This window comes from Capnocytophaga periodontitidis (genome assembly GCF_016126015.1).
Classification (GTDB): domain Bacteria; phylum Bacteroidota; class Bacteroidia; order Flavobacteriales; family Flavobacteriaceae; genus Capnocytophaga; species Capnocytophaga periodontitidis.
The window spans coordinates 1-18481 of record NZ_JAEFDB010000020.1 but is presented as its reverse complement, the minus strand read 5'-3'; the positions used below and the strand labels follow the sequence as shown (position 1 = coordinate 18481).

21 protein-coding genes are annotated in these 18481 nt (G+C 38.3%); 17 read left to right on the top strand and 4 right to left on the bottom strand.

The window, feature by feature from the left end:
- Nucleotides 1–241: Arm DNA-binding domain-containing protein (locus I7X29_RS14875; RefSeq protein WP_262895912.1), on the bottom strand; the 241-nt coding region annotated here is incomplete at its 3' end.
- Between the two features lie 328 nt (nucleotides 242–569).
- Here I7X29_RS14875 and I7X29_RS14870 point away from each other — a divergent pair.
- The 7 genes from I7X29_RS14870 (at nucleotide 570) to nagB (ending at nucleotide 8310) form a co-directional block, all read left to right on the top strand.
- On the top strand, nucleotides 570–1397 hold the full coding sequence (locus I7X29_RS14870) for an AAA family ATPase (RefSeq protein ID WP_198475800.1): 828 nt from the start codon (nucleotides 570–572) through the stop codon (nucleotides 1395–1397).
- On the top strand, nucleotides 1378–1968 hold the full coding sequence (locus tag I7X29_RS15550; RefSeq protein ID WP_225883784.1) for an McrC family protein: 591 nt from the start codon (nucleotides 1378–1380) through the stop codon (nucleotides 1966–1968). Before I7X29_RS14870 ends, I7X29_RS15550 begins: the two co-directional genes overlap by 20 nt.
- Nucleotides 1969–1991: 23 nt before the next feature.
- The gene (locus tag I7X29_RS15545) at nucleotides 1992–2708 is read left to right on the top strand and encodes an McrC family protein (RefSeq protein WP_262895911.1); all 717 of its coding nucleotides are present in this window, start codon (nucleotides 1992–1994) and stop codon (nucleotides 2706–2708) included.
- Between the two features lie 384 nt (nucleotides 2709–3092).
- Complete coding sequence (locus I7X29_RS14860; protein ID WP_198475798.1) at nucleotides 3093–3836, top strand: porin family protein; 744 nt, start codon at nucleotides 3093–3095, stop codon at nucleotides 3834–3836.
- Complete coding sequence (locus I7X29_RS14855; protein ID WP_198466592.1) at nucleotides 3836–4999, top strand: VWA domain-containing protein; 1164 nt, start codon at nucleotides 3836–3838, stop codon at nucleotides 4997–4999. The genes I7X29_RS14860 and I7X29_RS14855 overlap by 1 nt, the downstream gene beginning before the upstream one ends.
- 361 nt (nucleotides 5000–5360) lie before the next feature.
- Nucleotides 5361–6047 carry an LOG family protein gene (locus I7X29_RS14850; protein ID WP_009414064.1) on the top strand — a complete coding sequence of 229 codons (687 nt, stop codon included), beginning with the start codon at nucleotides 5361–5363 and terminating at the stop codon, nucleotides 6045–6047.
- 319 nt (nucleotides 6048–6366) lie between these two features.
- On the top strand, nucleotides 6367–8310 hold the full coding sequence (gene nagB, locus I7X29_RS14845) for a glucosamine-6-phosphate deaminase (RefSeq protein ID WP_198475786.1): 1944 nt from the start codon (nucleotides 6367–6369) through the stop codon (nucleotides 8308–8310).
- 322 nt (nucleotides 8311–8632) lie between these two features.
- Here the strand turns inward: nagB and dnaJ are convergent, their stop codons facing one another.
- From dnaJ to I7X29_RS14830, 3 genes are all read right to left on the bottom strand, one after another.
- Nucleotides 8633–9751, bottom strand: a complete 1119-nt coding sequence (dnaJ, locus tag I7X29_RS14840; RefSeq protein ID WP_088593708.1) for a molecular chaperone DnaJ — start codon at nucleotides 9749–9751, stop codon at nucleotides 8633–8635.
- A gap of 10 nt (nucleotides 9752–9761) precedes the next feature.
- Nucleotides 9762–10343, bottom strand: a complete 582-nt coding sequence (locus tag I7X29_RS14835; RefSeq protein WP_394368711.1) for a nucleotide exchange factor GrpE — start codon at nucleotides 10341–10343, stop codon at nucleotides 9762–9764.
- 453 nt (nucleotides 10344–10796) lie between these two features.
- Nucleotides 10797–11657 (bottom strand): helix-turn-helix transcriptional regulator, encoded by an 861-nt coding sequence (locus I7X29_RS14830; RefSeq protein ID WP_198475782.1) that lies wholly within the window; start codon nucleotides 11655–11657, stop codon nucleotides 10797–10799.
- Between the two features lie 97 nt (nucleotides 11658–11754).
- Between I7X29_RS14830 and I7X29_RS14825 the strand changes: the two genes are divergently transcribed.
- From I7X29_RS14825 to I7X29_RS14780, 10 genes are all read left to right on the top strand, one after another.
- A complete protein-coding gene (locus tag I7X29_RS14825; RefSeq protein ID WP_198475780.1) occupies nucleotides 11755–12126 on the top strand; it encodes a DUF2493 domain-containing protein in 372 nt (123 codons plus the stop codon).
- Between the two features lie 345 nt (nucleotides 12127–12471).
- The gene (locus I7X29_RS14820; protein WP_009411563.1) at nucleotides 12472–12696 is read left to right on the top strand and encodes a beta propeller repeat protein; all 225 of its coding nucleotides are present in this window, start codon (nucleotides 12472–12474) and stop codon (nucleotides 12694–12696) included.
- A 70-nt stretch (nucleotides 12697–12766) separates the two neighbouring features.
- Nucleotides 12767–12898 carry a hypothetical protein gene (locus I7X29_RS15645; protein ID WP_262895910.1) on the top strand — a complete coding sequence of 44 codons (132 nt, stop codon included), beginning with the start codon at nucleotides 12767–12769 and terminating at the stop codon, nucleotides 12896–12898.
- A 225-nt stretch (nucleotides 12899–13123) separates the two neighbouring features.
- Nucleotides 13124–13900: a hypothetical protein gene (locus I7X29_RS14810; RefSeq protein ID WP_198475778.1), complete on the top strand. Its 777-nt coding sequence runs from the start codon at nucleotides 13124–13126 to the stop codon at nucleotides 13898–13900.
- Nucleotides 13901–13925: 25 nt separating this feature from the next.
- A complete protein-coding gene (locus tag I7X29_RS14805; protein WP_088593704.1) occupies nucleotides 13926–14528 on the top strand; it encodes a hypothetical protein in 603 nt (200 codons plus the stop codon).
- A gap of 583 nt (nucleotides 14529–15111) precedes the next feature.
- The gene (locus I7X29_RS14800; protein ID WP_225883783.1) at nucleotides 15112–15795 is read left to right on the top strand and encodes a hypothetical protein; all 684 of its coding nucleotides are present in this window, start codon (nucleotides 15112–15114) and stop codon (nucleotides 15793–15795) included.
- Between the two features lie 163 nt (nucleotides 15796–15958).
- Complete coding sequence (locus tag I7X29_RS14795; protein ID WP_198475776.1) at nucleotides 15959–16534, top strand: hypothetical protein; 576 nt, start codon at nucleotides 15959–15961, stop codon at nucleotides 16532–16534.
- Nucleotides 16531–17247, top strand: coding sequence for a hypothetical protein (locus I7X29_RS14790; RefSeq protein WP_225883782.1), 717 nt, complete (start codon nucleotides 16531–16533; stop codon nucleotides 17245–17247). The genes I7X29_RS14795 and I7X29_RS14790 overlap by 4 nt, the downstream gene beginning before the upstream one ends.
- A 97-nt stretch (nucleotides 17248–17344) precedes the next feature.
- Entirely contained in the window at nucleotides 17345–17620 is a 276-nt protein-coding gene (locus tag I7X29_RS14785; protein ID WP_198475774.1) for a hypothetical protein, read from the top strand.
- Nucleotides 17617–17994, top strand: a complete 378-nt coding sequence (locus I7X29_RS14780) for a carboxypeptidase-like regulatory domain-containing protein (protein WP_198475772.1) — start codon at nucleotides 17617–17619, stop codon at nucleotides 17992–17994. Before I7X29_RS14785 ends, I7X29_RS14780 begins: the two co-directional genes overlap by 4 nt.
- The last annotated feature ends 487 nt before the right edge of the window (nucleotides 17995–18481 follow it).

The window sequence follows — 18481 nt, the reverse complement described above, 5'->3', positions numbered from 1 at the left end:
CCATACGTGAGCGAATTTCCTCCAACTTGCGGTTGAGCTGGGTAGCTTCCTCTGTTTTACCTGTTACCCTGCCGTATTTCAAATCCCATTTCTGTGGAAGGATTTCAAGTTTGGTACTAAACTGAGCTACCTGATTATCAATGGTAATACGCCCCATAATAGCAACCTTACCATTCTTCTTTGGGGCATTCTTTTTAAGGTAGAACAATACCTTAAAAGTTGAGCGTTTTACTTTTTTCATACTCTAATTTTTTAATTTGCGAAAGTACTTTTTATCAAGTTACTGTACAATATGAAAAAAGGTGTAAAACACTGAAATATAACCTACTAATAAAAATATTTTTTCAAGGTATTAGGTAACGATTTAGAAACCTAATTTTGAAAAAGCCTGTCCAAATCATCTAAGACTCTGTCTTCTCTTATCTTCCTGTCAAAAAATTAATCCTCTTTTTATGAGCTAATTACATTATTTTTGTAGTTTTGCTTTTTATTCGTAATTTTGCAACAAAAAAGACGGCATTTTCAAAAAATTTTGCCAACAAGCTAATAAAAAGAAAGATAACTTTGATGTGTTGTATAACAACTTTATAGACGATTTATTACAAAATCCTATAACACTTTCAACACCAACCCAGAAAAAGCCTTTTACCTTAGAAGCTAATAGTAAAAACTCTTGTGTGGCTATTCCTCAAACAGAAGTTGGTACACGTCTATCAATCACCAAAGAAATGATAGCAGCCTATCTTTACAATGGTGTGATAAGAGATTGGAAACCTTATTTAGTATCGGTAGCAGAGTATTTCAAAAATACTTATAATTTCAAACCCGAAAAAACAGGAAATGATAAAAACTACGTTTTTGTAATCGACGAAATCAACAGAGGTGAAATCTCTAAAATTTTTGGAGAGCTCTTTTTTAGTATCGACCCTACTTACAGAGGTGTAAAAGGAGCCGTCAAAACTCAATATGCAAATATGCAAGGTGATGACGAGTCTTTCTACGTGCCCGAAAACGTCTATATCATCGGCTGTATGAATGATATCGACCGAAGTGTCGAAAGTTTTGATTTTGCTATGCGCCGCCGCTTCACTTGGATAGAAGTTACTGCCGAAGAAAGCGCTATAAATATGGGACTGACTGAACCAATAACAAAAGCTATGAAAAAACTCAATGAGGCTATTGAAAATATAGCAGGCTTCAGCAGTGCCTACCATATAGGGGGTGCTTATTTTCTTGATACTGATGGCAATTGTATTCAAGATGAAGAATTAGAAAACGTATGGGACTATCGCATAGAACCTTTACTAAAGGAATATTTACGTGGTATGCCTAATGGAAAAAACGAGTTAGAAAAATTAAAAAATGCTTTCTTTGGTAATGAGGATAACAGACAATAACTATAAGGGAAAAGAGCTTAATTCTCAGTATATAGCGCACCTAACCCCTATTGCCAATCATAGTATAACACACTTACTAAATGAAAATCCTAATTTGTTAGTGTATCCACTATCTTTAGAAAAATATCTCTACAAACCTATTTTTAAGATAGAAGGAGATAAATTGTATACTAACAACATAATGGGATTTGTAGGGCGCAACACAAGTAAGGTTACTATCACTTCCCGTTTTGCAGAAGATGATAAGAATGATTTCTTTTTGCACTATATGTTACAAAAAGTATTAGCTACTAACATCTTTAATTTTGAACAGAGCCCTAACAACGAAGAAACTATTTGGGATTTTTGGCTCTACTTATTTCCTTATTGCTTAAAGAAAGCTTATGCACAAGGGCTTTATAAAGCTTACCAACGCAAGCAATATAATGATGCAAATGTAAAAGGAACTATAGATGTAAAACGTCATCTACTTAAAAACCTACCTTTTGCAGGCAAAATAGCTTATACAACCAAAGAACATAGCTACGATAATCCTTTATCGCAACTCATCGCCATACTATTGAGTACCTAAGAACACACCCTATAGGCAATGCTTTGCTGAATACAGATGCCGAAATGCGCACTATGGTTAGCCAATTTGTTTTTCACACTCAAAACACCTATAACAAAAATGCTCGGCGTAAAGTGATAATGGCAAATGCCAAGCCCTTTGTACATCCTTATTTTACAGAGTATGCTCCTCTGCAAAAAATATGTTTGAACATCCTAAACCACGAAAAACTGACATTCGGCGAAGAAAAAGATAAAATACACGGACTCCTTTTTGACGGTGCTTGGCTGTGGGAAGAATACCTAAATACTTTTTTAAACGAAGGTTTTGAACATCCTGAAAATCTGACAGGTAAAGGGAAAAAATACCTTTTTAAAAATAGCAAACAACCTATCTACCCCGATTTTATCAGCAGAAGTGGCTCTCCAAAACTTGTAGGAGATGCTAAATATATACCTTTAGATAGGTACAAATTTTACGAGGACGATTTAGAAAAAGCGACAAGCATCTACTACAAAACGATTACGTATATGTACCGTTTTGAAACAAATAGAGGTTTTCTACTTTATCCTTGTAACAAAAAAGATAGCGACGAACCTTTTTTTCCTGAAGAACTCTATATAGACGGGAATGCAGAAAATAGAATTTTAGAAAAAATAGGATTGCATATTCCTCAAGAAACTGAGAGCTTCCAAGAATTCACAATGAGAATAGGTAATAATGAACAAGCCCTAAAAGAACACCTTTCCAAAAATCATTAAGTCAAAGAATTTATATACTCACAAAACAATTCACCGTCAGCTGAAAATTCGTGAAATCCGTGGGAGTCTTCCCTCCCATCCCCTGCCCGTGCGGCTCGCACCTCCCACCCCTCCCACTATCCCCACCCTCGTCTCTCGTCATTCGTCATTCGTAATTTGTCTCTCGTCATTCCCTATCCGTGCAACACACATCTCCCCCACACGTTTCTTGTCAATTATCAATTCTCCACCCCCTCCGAGACCTTCAGAGCACCTCCAAGATACTCCCTCATAGTCTTTCTTCATCCCCCGCCCGTGCGGCTCGCACCGTATTTCGTCATTCGTATTTCGTAATTCGTAATTATTTCTTATCTTTGCCAAAAAATATAAACCCAAAGAAAAAAAATGAATAAACTAAATATCATCCTATTACTCCTTACCCTTCACTTCTCCCTCTTCACTTATGCTCAAGAAAATAGTGACGACGGCTTGATTGGCTCTACACAAAGCTCAACTGCCAACCCCTCAACGGTCGATAGTCATTATCTCGAAGACCAATTCTATGTCGGTCTCACCTACGATTATCTCGCCGGCAAAGCCAGCAGTGTCGTGCAGCACAACCTCTCTCACGGCATCCACTTAGGCTTCATCCGCGACCTTCCCATCAACCAAAAACGAAATCTCGGCTTTGGCATCGGATTAGGTTATGCTTACGATGTGGTGTATAACAATATGGTAGCCAACAAAACCGCAACAGGTGTCAGTTACGAAATAGTCGAACATTTCCGCGATTTGAACATCAGCAAAAACTATTTCAAAACCCACGCCATCGAAATGCCTTTAGAATTCCGATTCCGTACCTCCACCCCCACATCTCACAAATTCTGGAGAGTATACGCAGGAATGCGCATCGCCTATCTCTTAGGCGGCAGAAGCCTGTACACCGCCAACGACATCGACACCTCCTTCCAAAACCCCGACATCGTTAGAAAATTCCAACTGAAAACCTTTGCCGCTTTTGGCTATAATGCTCTGAATTTCTTCGTGCAGTACAACCTCTCACCTTTGCTAAAGGACGCAAAAACCACCGATGGCACAAGCCTCAGTTCTAATGTATTACAAATAGGTCTCATCTTTTATATACTCTAATGGACGAAAATATCACACGCTGGCGACTCATCTTGGGTCAAGATGCAAATGCTTTGGGTGAAGTATCACTCAACGAACAGCAATCACTGATGGATGCTACCCTCGCCGCCCTCTACGACGATACCGACGGCAATGGCAACGGCGGCGGCAAACGCTCGGCAGGTTTGGGCAACTCCGCCCCTAACTTAGCCAAGTGGCTCACCGATGTACGTTCCTTTTTCCCCCCCGATGTAGTGAGCGTCATTCAAACCGATGCTATCGAACGCAAAGGTCTCACCAAACTACTCTTTGAACCCGAAACCCTCAAAAACGTAAAACCCGACATCTCTATGGTCGGCACCCTAATGGCACTCAAAGACCAGATTCCCGCCAAATCCAAAGATACCGCCCGCGAGTTAGTCAAAGAAGTCGTCAATGAGATAATGAAACGTATGGAGCAAGACCTCCGTCGTGCTGTTACCGGCGCTCTCAACAAAAAAGCTCATACACCCATCGCCAATTTCTCATCAACCGATTGGAAACGAACCATCCAGCGCAACCTCAAAAACTACGACACCGCCACCAAGCGTATCATTCCCGAAAAATTCTATTTCTTTGAACGCACTCAAAAACAAAAAAACTGGACGGTAATCCTCGACATCGACCAAAGTGGGTCTATGTGCGATTCCATTATCTACTCATCGGTAATGGGCTCCATCTTTGCAAGTATGCCCGCCCTCGATACTCACGTAGTAGTGTTCGACACCGAAATAACCGACCTCACCGAAGCCTGCCGTCAAGACCCCGTCGATATGCTCTTTGGCGTGCAATTGGGTGGAGGAACCGACATTAATAAGTCTGTGGCATATTGCCAAACGCTCATCGAGAACCCCCGCAAAACGATGTTCATCCTCATATCCGACCTCTATGAGGGAGGCGTGCGCTCCGGACTACTACGTCGTCTAAACGAGATGCATCAGGACGGTGTAAAAGTACTCGTACTCTTAGCCCTTTCCGATAGCGGTCGTCCCGATTACGACGAAAAACTCGGCAAGGAAATCAGCAAACTCGGCATCGCTTGTTTCGCCTGCACCCCCGATCGCCTCCCCGAGCTCGTCGAAAACGCCCTCAAAGGCAACGACCTCAAAAAATTTGAAAGTAAAAACAATGAAACTATAAACTAATTTGCTAATTTTCCAATTTGCTAATTTGCTAATTTGCTAATTCCCCACAGCGTCTTTCCGAGTCTCTCCGAGTCCCTCTGAGAACTCAAATTTTTAACTTTTAATTTTTCACTTTTCACTCCCTTCGCCGTCAGGCGAAAATTCGTGTAAATTCGTGAAATTCGTGGGCAAAAAAACTCTCGCAGTCCCAGCTGCCCAACATCACTCGGCATTCGCAACTCGGAAATTTTCAGAGTCCCTCTGAAAACTCCATTGATTACACAATATTCAATAACTTTTTCGGGCTAATCCTCCTTCGGGGAAGTCTGCGAGAGCAGAGTATGTGGGGGCGCCATCTTTTAACTTTTAACACATAATTCAAATGAAAAAACATTCTAAAGTTTGGAACGAAACCAAAACACACGACTCTTGGTCTATTTTTAAAATAATGGGTGAATTTGTTCACGGTTATGAGCAAATGAGCTCCATAGGCCCCTGCGTATGCATCTTCGGATCTGCACGCATCAATCCCGGAACCCCCTACTACGACCTCACCGTACGCATTGCCCAAAAAATAGTCGACGAAGGCTTTGGCATCATCACCGGAGGAGGCCCCGGCATTATGGAAGCCGGAAACAAAGGCGCTCACCTCAACAAAGGCGTATCTGCCGGACTCAATATCGACCTGCCTTTCGAGCAAACCAACAACCCTTATATTGACCACGACAAGAACATCAAGTTCAACTACTTCTTTGCGCGCAAAGTAATGTTTGTGAAATACTCCAAAGCCTTCATCGCTATGCCAGGTGGCTTTGGCACCCTCGACGAACTTTTCGAAACTCTCACCCTCGTGCAAACCCATAAAATCGACAAAATCCCTATCATTTTAGTAGGCACAGACTATTGGAGCGGACTTGTAGAGTGGATAAAAACAATATTGTTAGAAAAATTCAACAACATCAGTCCCGAAGACTTAGATTTGTTCCATTTGGTAGACACCGAAGATCAAGTCATCAAAGTCATCGAAGACTTCTATTTCAACAAACAACAACTAAAACCTAATTTCTAAAAACAAAAACTTTGCTAAAGCGAGTACGCTTTAGCAAAGTTTTTCATTTCGCATCACAAAGCAATCACCCCTCAACCCCATCCCTCCCACCTTTCCCACTGCTCCCACCCCTCCCTCTGCTCCCATCCTTTTCACTTTTCATTTTTCACTTTTTCCGGCTAGTCCCCCTTCGGGGGTTCGGGGCACTCGTCATTCGTCCCTCGTCATTCGTCCCTCGTCATTATAATAAAATGTTAATTTTTTTTGTATAAATCATAAAAAAGATATACCTTTGCAGGGTCAAATCTGAAATTATTATAACATCATTTATCAATAAAAAATGAGAACACATATCAGAAAAGAAGTTTCATCAATCGCTCATCAGCCCGCCGGCTCCGTTGAGGAAACTCGTTTCGAGAAAATCCACAACATCATCTTCTCGAACTCAGTAACCGCTTCAATTAGTGTCGCACACGAAATCGCCGACCTTATCAAAAAGAAACAAGCCGAAGGCAAAAAATGCGTATTAGGCTTAGCCACTGGATCCTCTCCAGTAAAAGTTTACGACGAACTTGTGCGTATGCACAAAGAAGAAGGCCTTAGCTTCAAAAACGTAATTACCTTCAACTTAGACGAGTATTATCCAATGGAAAAACAGGATATACAAAGTTATTGGTACTTTATGCACGAACACCTCTTCAACCATATTGATATCCTAAAAGAAAATATCAATATCCCTAACGGAACCGTATCTCACGACGAGTTAGAAGCCTACTGCGCTAATTACGATAAAAAAATCCAAGATTGCGGCGGAATCGATTTCCAACTCCTCGGTATCGGTCGTACAGGCCACATCGGCTTCAACGAACCTGGTTCTAACCGCAATTCTGGTACCCGCATCATCACCCTCGACCATATCACACGCGCCGACGCCGCCGAAACCTTCCACGGCATCGACAATGTGCCCCGCCAAGCCATTACAATGGGTATACGCACCGTGTTAAAAGCTCATCGCATCGTATTGCTTGCTTGGGGTAGTAGTAAAGCTTCTATCGTAGCCAAAGCCGTCGAAGGCGATATCACCCCCGAAGTACCTTCAAGCTACCTACAACTCCACGAAAACACTACTTTTGTATTAGACGAAGAAGCTTCTTCCGACCTCATCCGCATCAAAACCCCTTGGCTCGTTACCGATGTACAGTGGAACGAAGACCTCAAAGCGAAAGCTATCGTTTGGCTTTGCGAACACCTTAATAAAACAATCCTCAAACTCACCGATTCCGATTACAACGAGTACGGTATGTCAAAACTCTTGGCAGAATCAGGTCCTGCTTACGATTTGAACATCGCTATGTTCAACCGCTTGCAACACACCATTACTGGATGGCCAGGAGGTAAACCTAATGCCGACGATACAAACCGCCCTGAACGCGAACATCCTCACAAAAAACGCGTGATCATCTTCAGCCCTCACCCCGACGACGATGTAATTTCTATGGGTGGTACTTTCGACCGCTTAGTCTCTCAAGGTCACGAAGTACACGTCGCTTACCAAACTTCCGGTAACTTTGCCGTATCCGACCACGAAGCACTTAAATTCGCCGAAGTATTCAAAGATATAGCCAAAGAAAACAAAGCCGAAGTAGCCGTAATCAACGAGATTATTAGCAACATCACCAACAAAAAATCCAATGAAATCGATAGCCTCCTCGTACGCCAACTCAAAGGCAACATCCGTCGCCACGAATCATTGGCTGCTACACGCTACGAAGGAGTTCCTGATAAACACGTACACTTCCTCAACTTGCCTTTCTATGAAACAGGTGGCGTGAAAAAGAACCCTATAGGTGAAGCCGATATCAAAATCATTATGGATTTGATTGAAGAAGTAAAACCTCACCAAATCTATGCCGCTGGTGACCTCGCCGACCCTCACGGAACTCACAAAGTATGTCTCGATGCTATCTTTGCTGCTTTGAAAAACTTAAAACACAAAGATTATATGAAAGACTGCTGGGTATGGTTATACCGCGGTGCTTGGCACGAATGGGACATCCACGAAATCGAAATGGCTGTACCTATGAGTCCCGCACAAGTACTCAAAAAACGTCAAGCCATCTTCTTCCACCAATCTCAAAAAGACGGTGCTATGTTCCAAGGAGACGACTTGCGTGAGTTCTGGCAACGTGCCGAAGCTCGTAACAGCGAAACCGCTCGTCGTTACCGCAATTTAGGCTTCGCCGACTATGCCGCTATCGAAGCTTTCAAACGTTACTTCTTCTAAGAATTTAACAAGTTTTTATAGACGTAACTTTTCTAAAAAGTTTATAAAAAATAAAATGAGGTTATCTAACAATAGATAACCTCATTTTTATTCATTACATCTAATTTTCTAATCCCCCCTCCGAGACTCTCAGAGCCCCCTTCAGAGCCCCTTCCGAGCCCCTCCAAGTCTCTCCGAGATTTTCCTCCCTCGTCTCTCGTCATTCGTCCCTCGTCATTCGTCCCTCGTCATTCGTCCCTCGTCATTCACTCTTCACTTTAATAACAAAAAGGGACTACCCCGTGCGGAGTAGTCCCTTTTTGGATTTAATAAAATCTATAACCTATGAAAACATTTCTTTTACTTTCTCAAAGAACGACTTGTCGTTCTTATCAGGTTTAGGACTGAAATGCTCATCCTCTTGCATCTTTTTAAAGAAAGCCTTTTGCTCGTCGTTCAAGTGTTTAGGAGTCCATACATTCACGTGAACAATCAAATCACCTGTTGCGCGTCCTTGCAAGTTGGGGATACCTTTACCGCGCAAACGCAGTATTTTCCCCGATTGTATACCTTCTTCTAATTTGATGCGCACCTTGCCTGTTACCGTTTCTATTTCCTTAGTAGCTCCTAAAACAGCTTCAGGAAAACTGATATACAAATCGTAATGCAAGTTATCCCCTTCGCGTTTAAGGGTTTCGTGTTCTTGTTCTTCAATGAGAATCAGAAGGTCACCAGGCACACTATTCTTCACAGGAGCTTCATTCCCCTTGCCACTCATACTGAGCTGAACACCCTCCATCACCCCTGCTGGGATATTGATAGAGATAGTCTCTTCAACCGTTTTCAAACCTTGTGAATCAGTATCAGCTCCGCGTTTATCAATCACCTCACCAGTGCCGCCACAAGCAGTACAAGTAGATGCCGTTTGCATCATACCAAGCATTGTATTCACTTGTCGCACCACCTGTCCGCGACCATTACACGTTGGGCAAGTTTTGTAAGTTGTATCTTCAGCTTTTACTTTGCGGCGTACTTTTATTTTCTTCTCAGTACCTTTCACAACGTCTTCTAAGGTAACTTTCACACGTATACGCAAGTTTTCACCTTTCACATATACCTGCTGACTGCCGCCTCCAAAACCGCTAAAACCACCAAAATTCCCTGAAAAATGACCGCCAAATATATCGCCAAACTGACTGAATATATCGTCCATTGAGAAACCACCGCCTCCCATACCACCTTCAAAGGCAGCGTGACCAAAGCGGTCGTACTGAGCGCGTTTGTTCTCATCGCTGAGCACCTCGTAGGCTTCAGCAGCTAATTTAAAATTCTCTTCAGCATGTTTGTCTCCAGGATTCTTGTCAGGGTGATATTTTAATGCTTGTTTGCGGTATGCTTTTTTTATTTCGGCAGCCGTAGCTGTTTTCTGTACTTCTAATATCTCGTAGTAATCTCTTTTCATTTTAACCTTCTTATTGTGCTACTACTACTTTAGGAAAACGTATTATTTTATCACCTAATTTGTAGCCTGCTTGCACTACATCCACTATTCTGCCTTTATACTCAGGCGATGGTGCAGGAATGAGCGTAATTGCCTCGTGAATTTCACTGTCGAATACATCGTTTGGAGCAACGTCCATACGCTCTAAACCTTTAGATTTTAGTGTATTGATAAGTTTGTTGTAGATGAGTTTCACCCCTTGTAGCGTTTTCTCATCTGCTGTTTTAGAGAGTTCTACCAAAGCACGGTCAAAATCATCTACTATAGGCAACATAGCTGACAAAATGTCCTTTCCTGCAGTAGCGATTAACTCCTCACGTTCCTTAATAGTTCTACGGCGGTAGTTGTCAAACTCGGCAAACAAACGCAAATAGCGATCTCTTTCCTTGTTGAAATACTCATCCGTTTTTTCAGGTTCGTTGGGGTCTTTATACATAATCTGCTCTTCATCAGTAGGTTCTGAAGTATGAGCAGGTTCATCTTCTAATGGAGGCTGTTCAATAGGTTCTTCCTCTACTGGAACAGGATCTTCCTCTACCGGAGGTTGCTCTATAGGCGCTTCTTCCTCTGTTTCAGGCTCTTCTTCTTCCTCTTCTTCAGGTTCTTCCTCTTCCTCTTCTTCAGGTTCTTCCTCTTCCTCTTCTTCAGGTTCTTCCTCTTCTCCTGCTTCAGGTTCTTCCTCTTCTCCTGCTTCAGGCTCTTCCTCTTCTTCTTCTGTTTCAGGATCTTCTTCTTCAAAAGAGTCGTCGTCGTCTTCTAAGTCAAAAGGCATCTCGTCCTCATCGGAGTCATAAAAGTCCTCATCTTCAGGAATTTCTACTGTTTCGTACATATCCTCTTCAGGAGTGTAATCCACAGGGTCTTGTTCAAATTCAAAATCGTCTTTGTTAATATCTTCAGTACTCATAATGATTCTTATTAGGTTTATTTCGTATTTTGATAGCAAACAATTTGCCATTTACAAAAACAGTGCCATTTTGGCAGTTTGAGCCACTCGTACAATTGCTTACCTCCACTCTACCCTACTGCCGTACGATTGTATTTCCTTCACAAAATCAGGAGTAATTTTCAAGTGCAGTTTGAGCACAATTTCATCGTCAGTTTCAGTCATCACCTCTTGCGAAGAGTGTAAAGGCATCGCTTTGAGGTATTCAGCAGGGTTAGGCACAAAAGGCGAGTCGGTAGGTAACTTTTTAAAGGCGAGCACCACCTCTTCCGCTTGCGTACGCTCGTTATCCACCCACGCCCCAAAACTATCGTCAAAAAAGTGCTCTACACCCTTAGGCATAGGATGCTGAAACTTCACCCCCCGCTCATCGTCTAAGTGCTTAATTCTATCCAAGCCAAACACCCGCAACGCTTCTTTCTCCACATCCCACGCTAATACATACCAACGCCTTTGCGCCTCTTTCAGCAAATAAGGCTCTATCGTGCGCACTACCGGCTGTTTGTTTTTATCCCAAAACTTATAGTAATGCAACGCTACCTGCCGCTTTTCTTTGATAGCCCTAAGCAGCGGCGACAAATATTCCGTACCCGCAGGCAATCGCTTTTCAAACTGAATAACCTCAGAAAGATTGCCATAATTCTGCAACGCTCTAAACACATCAAACGCTTCTAATAAATTCTGAGTATAGAGGTCGTTATCTTCTGTGATTTCGTATGCTTTAAGAGAGTTGTTATACTCAATTTTTATGTGGTAGATTTTCTCAATATCTTGTTTATCACGGAGAAAAGTACGATCAGTAAACATCTCAAGATCGCAATATTCGTCACTTTTTTGTAAAGCTCTTATCAAATCTTCATACGAATGAGGCTTCATACGCAGGCGTTCCACAATAAAACGGTGTCTTAAAAACTTCTTCATTTTATTATTTTTTTTGCAAATATACAAACTTTTTTCTTTGAGCGACAGTTTTTGTCGCCCTTGCTATCGACTTTTGCCCCAACAAATAACGATTTATATGAATATAGCCATTGTTGGGGGACGTGATTTTAGCGATTACACCCTACTGAAAGAAAGTATCTTAGCGTATATCAACACGCACGAAAAACCCAAAAATATCGTATCGGGTGGTGCTAAAGGAGCCGACACTCTCGCCGCACAATTTGCTGCCGAGATGGGTATTCCTCTCCTCGTTTTCAAACCCGACTACCAAAAGTATGGGCGTGGGGCTACCCTTGTGCGCAACACTCAAATCATCGAAAATGCTGAAGTGGTTTTTGCCTTCTGGGACGGACAGTCAAAAGGCACTAACGACAGCATTAAAAAAGCCGAAAAACTTGAAAAAGAGCTACATATCATCAAGTACAAACAAAGCATTCTTACCTCTTAACTAAAAAAACAAAGCAAAAGGACGTACTTATCATTTTATTTTGTATATTTGCTGGCAGAAACTCATAAAACATATTTTATAGTAAAAACCAGATAAACACAAAATAAACATATTAGTAGCGTTTCGCTTTTATTTTCTAAGCTCGAAATACGACCAATTTTTCAATAGTGTACAGAAAGTAAAGACGGAAGCGTTCGCGTATGCGGGCGTTCCTTTTGCTTTACACTATGCCTTTGGTCGGGCAACGAGCTAAGTAAAACGGGATGCCCGCAAACTATTTTTGTAAAACATTGGGGAAGCCGAAAACCATATAGAGTAGGCAAGAACTAAAAACTATATTTAATTATGAGTTTAATGGTCACATTCAAAAACGAAGTGGTTCGCATTTGCCCTAAGAATGCAAAGAAAATTGAGTATTCCAAGAACAATGGATCTACTTGGAATACCCGTTATTCAGGTAGCTACACATTTCAAGATTTAGTAGTCTCTGGAGATGAGCTTTTAGCACAAACTGACAAAGGTTTGTACTACTCCAAAAACGGAGGTTCTACTTGGAACAAGCGTAGTTAAGCAACTGAGGAGGTTGCTTTTAAGGTAACCTCCTCTTACCAAACGTTTGCAAACTAAAAAATAAACAACAATGAGAATACAAAATAACAACTTAAAATGCTCTGATTCTCCTTATATCCCTATAATGAAGCCTAATACTTTCTTTGCTAACAAAAAAATACAAACTATTTACAAAGAATACGAGGCAGAAAGAAGAAAGTAATGAAGTCCCATACAACGAAAACATTTTTTCTTGCATTGAATATGATTCAGAAGGAAATGAAAAAAATAAACTCATACGCAATTATTCTCCTAATGGAGAATGGAAAACTGTTTTCTATAGAAATGGCACTCCTGAATATATCGTAAAAAAAGAATGTACTATAGTAGAAAATTAGTATATTTGCAGGCATTAAAAAAAGTTAAACAATAATTAAACACCTAATATATGTACACACAAGCATTCAAAGAGGCAGTAGCCTACTGCAAAGCCAACAATCTATTTGTAGGGTATGGCAACCCTAATGGTAAAGTTTTAGTAATCGGCAAAGAAGCTGCACACATTCCCCAAGAAGAGACTACCGAAAATTTAGAAAAGAAGAAAGAAGAGCTCTTCCAAAGTAATGTATCTCAATGGGAACACATACTCTCTACCAATGAAGTGCCTAACTACGATGGTGAGCGTCCCATCTCTCACGAAAATCCCTTATATGCTTATGGCAATCAGTTTAACAAAAAGGATATAAGGAAAGAAGGGAAACCTTATAATGGTGGTACAAGTAGTACCTATTTAAACTACGAAAAACTCTATGAACAGCTATTTTTGCAGGGGAAAAAACTTGAGAAAATCAATTTTCAAAAAGAGTTTTTCATCACCGAGTTCAGCGACTACCCTACTAAAGAAAGCTACAAAAATGAGGAGATAGAAGCCCTTAGAAAACAGTCTATAGAAGAGCGTAAACCTCTCTTTGCAATGCCTTTTTTCAAGGAATTCCCTATTGTAATTGTAGCAGCCGGTAATTATCCAAGCCGTTACCACATTAATTTAGAACAAACTTTTGATGTCGTTTTTCAAAAGGAAATAAAAGTAGGAAGAGACCGCTATTTCTTACACTTTAGTAAGGATAACAAACGTATTCTTATCCATACCCGACAATTAAGCAATAGCTTTTCTCGAGAACTAATACCTGCTATTGTTAAAGAAACTAAAAAGTTTTTAAAGTAGAAATTAATCTTAAAACCATTAGAAAATGAGTGATAGTATCAGAACAAAAGAAGAAATGTTTGATAGTCTAATAAAGATTATCAAATCAAAAAGGTTTAAAAGAAAATTAGCTAAACTCAACGATAATTTTTTTAACCTAAAACAAGAGATTCAAATTAGGAACTTGTTAGTAGAGCTTTTCAATAGAGATTTCAAGGGAGAAGAAAGAGCTATTGCAGAATATCGGGTTCCTAATAAAAAAGCTTCCAATAAAAATATTCGCATAGACTTAGCCCTAAAAAATAAAAATGAAGAAATACTAATTGAGTTAAAATACCATTTTGCAAATGATCCTCAAATAAGAGAAGAATCACTTAGAAACTATTTTGAAAAAAGAATAGAATGCAACTATTTAATCTCAATTATTTGTAATGGTAAAGAAAAAACACGGAATGCTTATGAGGCAGATTGGGGAATTAAAACCATGTTTGGTAGCAGATATTCCGAAGATTCTCAATGGAAAGAACTTCTTGAAAAACAGTTCAAATCTTTAGAATCTGAAAGTAATTATCTTGAGCCTATTGAAATCACCGTAGAAAATCCTTTCAAAACCACTTATCACTTCTTTATCTTAGAAAGAAAACAATAAAACTTCCTAAAAAACAAAAAAAAAGAGGCTGTCCGAAAAGTCTAAAAATCGCTTTAGCATCATAAACTTTGTCAAAGTCCCAAAACTTTGACAAAGTTTATAATCCTGATAATCAATTACTTTTAGAGTATATTATGTAGGAAAGTCAGCGATAGCTAAGTATGTGCTGCAACACCTACACAAATAAAACTTTTCGGACAGCCTCAGCTGTTTAAATTCCGCATACTACCTATTCCCATACAAAAAAGCAAATAATCCATTTATTTTTGTATCTTTGCCCAAACTTCCTGAATTTTAGCAGCTTTTTCATTCAAATAATTTCTGAGTATTTATGTTTTTAAGAAAATACAGTCGCAATATATACAAAGCACAAGTAGTCTTATTTCTGGTATTTATATTTTTAACTACTGTATATTACAATTATCCACAGGCGCATCGCTTTTTCAATAGAATGTGGTATGAAAATTCTTGTTTCAGTTTTGATTATCTATTTTCAGCTATAATGACAGTATTGTTCGCTTGTTTTTTTTGGATAATATTAGTGTATCCTTTCATTCTTCTATTTTCTATATTTTTTATGAAAATGGGATGGAAAAAGATAATTGTATTGCTAATTCTCTCTCTAATAAGCTTTGTTTGTGAATTTTCTCTATACACCATACCCAATCAACGAATGTTTAAGGAGAGGAGAAAACAAAATTCAAATGAAATTCCTAATGAGCAAACTCAAAAAGTAAATGACAATTACCAAGCATTTATAGAAAATAAAAATGATACAACCAATATAAATAGAAAAGAGTTATATAAAATCTTTAAATATGATGAATTTTCTGAAAGAGAGGGGTATTATCAAATTCCGTATTATGGATGTCCATACAAAGGAAATGAATTAGGAAATGCGAATGTCATTCTAATTCCCAAGACAAAAAGGTTTGATACCTATGCCATTACATCTAAATGCAATGATAATGAGCCTTGTTGGGAAAAAGTAAGACAAGAAATAGCTTCGTTATCGATAGAAGAGCTCAACAAGAATTTCAATGCTGTTATTTTTATCATAGATAAAAAATATTTGGAATACACACCAGATTTAGAGACTTCTTATAACCCTAAATATCCTTATAAGGAAGATGCTTATGTTTTAGAAAATGGCAAATGGTCAATAAGAAAAACATATACTGTTACAGATGAAATAGAGCAAGAAATCCATAGGTTACAGGATAGATATATTGATAGTTTAGTAGAAAAGTATCGATTTCGGGAATAAAATTACAGTCAATCAGAATTGGATTGCAAAATTTGCGTCACAACACTTTGCCAAAGTCCTCTGCCTGTGCGGCTCGCACCTTTGCCAAAGTTTTAATTGCTTGTCGTGCTACGACCTTTGGCAAAGTCTATGATTTTAAATCTTTTACAGAAAAATAAAGAAAATGAAAACAAGGTATTTTTTAGTAAGCTGTATATTTTTCATATTATTTTCTTGTAGAGCACAAGAAAATAACAATAGTATAACAAGATACTTCAATAAAGAAGAAAAAATCTATTTTTATATGTCTGATAAAATACCTATGTCATCTTATATGATTCCAAATGTAGGACATTTTACAATTTATTATATACCAAGATTAAAATCAGATATTGATTATTTGAAGAATTTTGAGAAAAATAACCAATTAAAGCCATTATATAATGAATTGTATGATTACTACTATTTTTCAGACACTGATAATAAGAAAATTGACAAAATACTGAAAGAAATGATAAAAAATGAGAAAAATTGGGGGATAATAGGTTTTTTTGTACCTATAAAATATGTAAGAGTAGATAGTGATGATGAATTTAGCATCTCATTCCCTTTTATAGGAAAATATTATCAAAAGAAGAATGGAAAATGGCAGTTTCTATTTGAAAAGAAGGTAAAAAATGCTGAAGACGACTCTCTCTTGTCAAGTAAAAAATATATAAATTCACTTTTCTTAGAAAATAAAGAAAATGAAAAAATATGAAGAAATTACTAAACAGATGTTTTTGTTATACATTAGTGTTGCTATGTAGCGCAATGTATGCACAACCTTGTACTTTTAAGGATGTTGTAAAGGAAACAACACATAATGTACCCTATGAAAAATACAACATTCATCTTGATATGTTGCAAGTTTTAAATGGTAAAAAAGATAATTTTTTAGGATTCATAGGGGTAAATCGCAAACGCTTGCGCATCACTTTCACCTCCATAAAAAAGAGTGAGGAAAACAAAGATGTATATGAGGCAGAGGGCTTTAGCACTGTGATGAACAAAAACAAGCGGACTTTCAAAGGAACGTTCACTTTACTTTCTCATTACAGACTTACAGCCCCCGCTTTTGATGGGGATGAGCCTCTAAAAAAGGGAGAAGCAGAAGGCTTTTCTACTTTTTCATATACGCTAAAAGAAGACGAGAATCTTACAGCTACAGGTGTTTTTAAGGGGGAAATGCTTGTTCTTTGGTATAAGGGAATAAATAAAAAACCTGTATATACTGAACTATTTATTCAGAGTGATGGAAGTAGAAATTACCAATTTTTTGGCACTTGGACGAGTTATACTACTAAAAAAACTTCGGTAGCCTCTTGGGGAGAATATCGCATTCCTTGCTCTGGAGATTTTGATGGAGGTGATGGAACATTCTATCCAGATTCTAAATATTGGCAATATGGTTGGGAGGAATTTAGGTATTGAAGAAAAAATGAAAAACACCTTGATTAACATAATTAAAATAGTTACCTATCTACTCTCTATGTTTTTTATAGTGGGTTTTACTCTTGTTTACTTTTATATGGATAGGGATGTTCGCGATGCAACAATAGAAATATATGTATATGATGAAAAACATAATCCCATAATGAATTGTGAGTTTCTGTTAGAGAATACATCCTATAAAGAAGGTGAAACAACCTACACCATTAGAACGAACAACAAGGGGTATTTTAAAATATTTCTTGAGAATAGCGCAAGCATATCAATATACTCAACCAATAGTGACACTTTTCTTTACTCTCAGGAAATCACTCAAAAAAGCACCCATTGCACCATCTTCTACAATCAGTTATGAATCATATAATCAATAAAATAATTAAGATTTCTTTCTTCTTCTGTATCATTTTTCTTGTGATAGTAGCAGCCTATAGTTATTATTTATTTGTATATGAAGCCCCTTGCGGAAGAACTATAGAGGGGACAGTATATGATAAACAGAAGAATATTATAAAAAATTATAAACTTTCTATTGAATATATAGAAACCACCCCTGACACTATAAAGTACGACGTTAAAACCAATGACAAAGGTTATTATAAACTTTTCTTTAAAGGAGATTGCAGAGTGAGGATATCCGCTCCTCACATACAACCTACTATCTACCATCTTTCATGTGGAAAACAACCCAACAGAAAAATAAAAAAAGACTTTTTTATTGAACCCTTTTAAGAAAGATGACACAGTACGTAACAACTCTTCTTTAACAACACATCTGGAATATTACCCCTTACCTTATAATTTCAAAAAAAGATTCCTGTTTTATAGTCAATAGCTAACTCTATCAAATGAAGTATTTTTTCTGTTAAGTAGTCTGTATTACTGGCTTCTTCTATCCTAAAATAGTTACCTTTTGTATCTTCAACTATTTGAATAGATGTTTCTTCTGGATTTTTATATATCCTTTAGTTTTTTGTTTAATTGTATTATAACATCTATTGATTTTTATACTGTTTAGATGTACTAATGAATCTTTTCAAATCTCCGTTCAAGAGAGTTACTTGTATCCTATTTCTCCCCAATTCACTGGTGTGGTCACACAACCTATACATTTCATAGCCCACAAGAAATATGCCATCAGATTTTTCCTACTCTATACCTACTCAAAAGTATAAAATACTATAAAGCCTTTTGACAAAAAAGCGCAACTTAAACATTA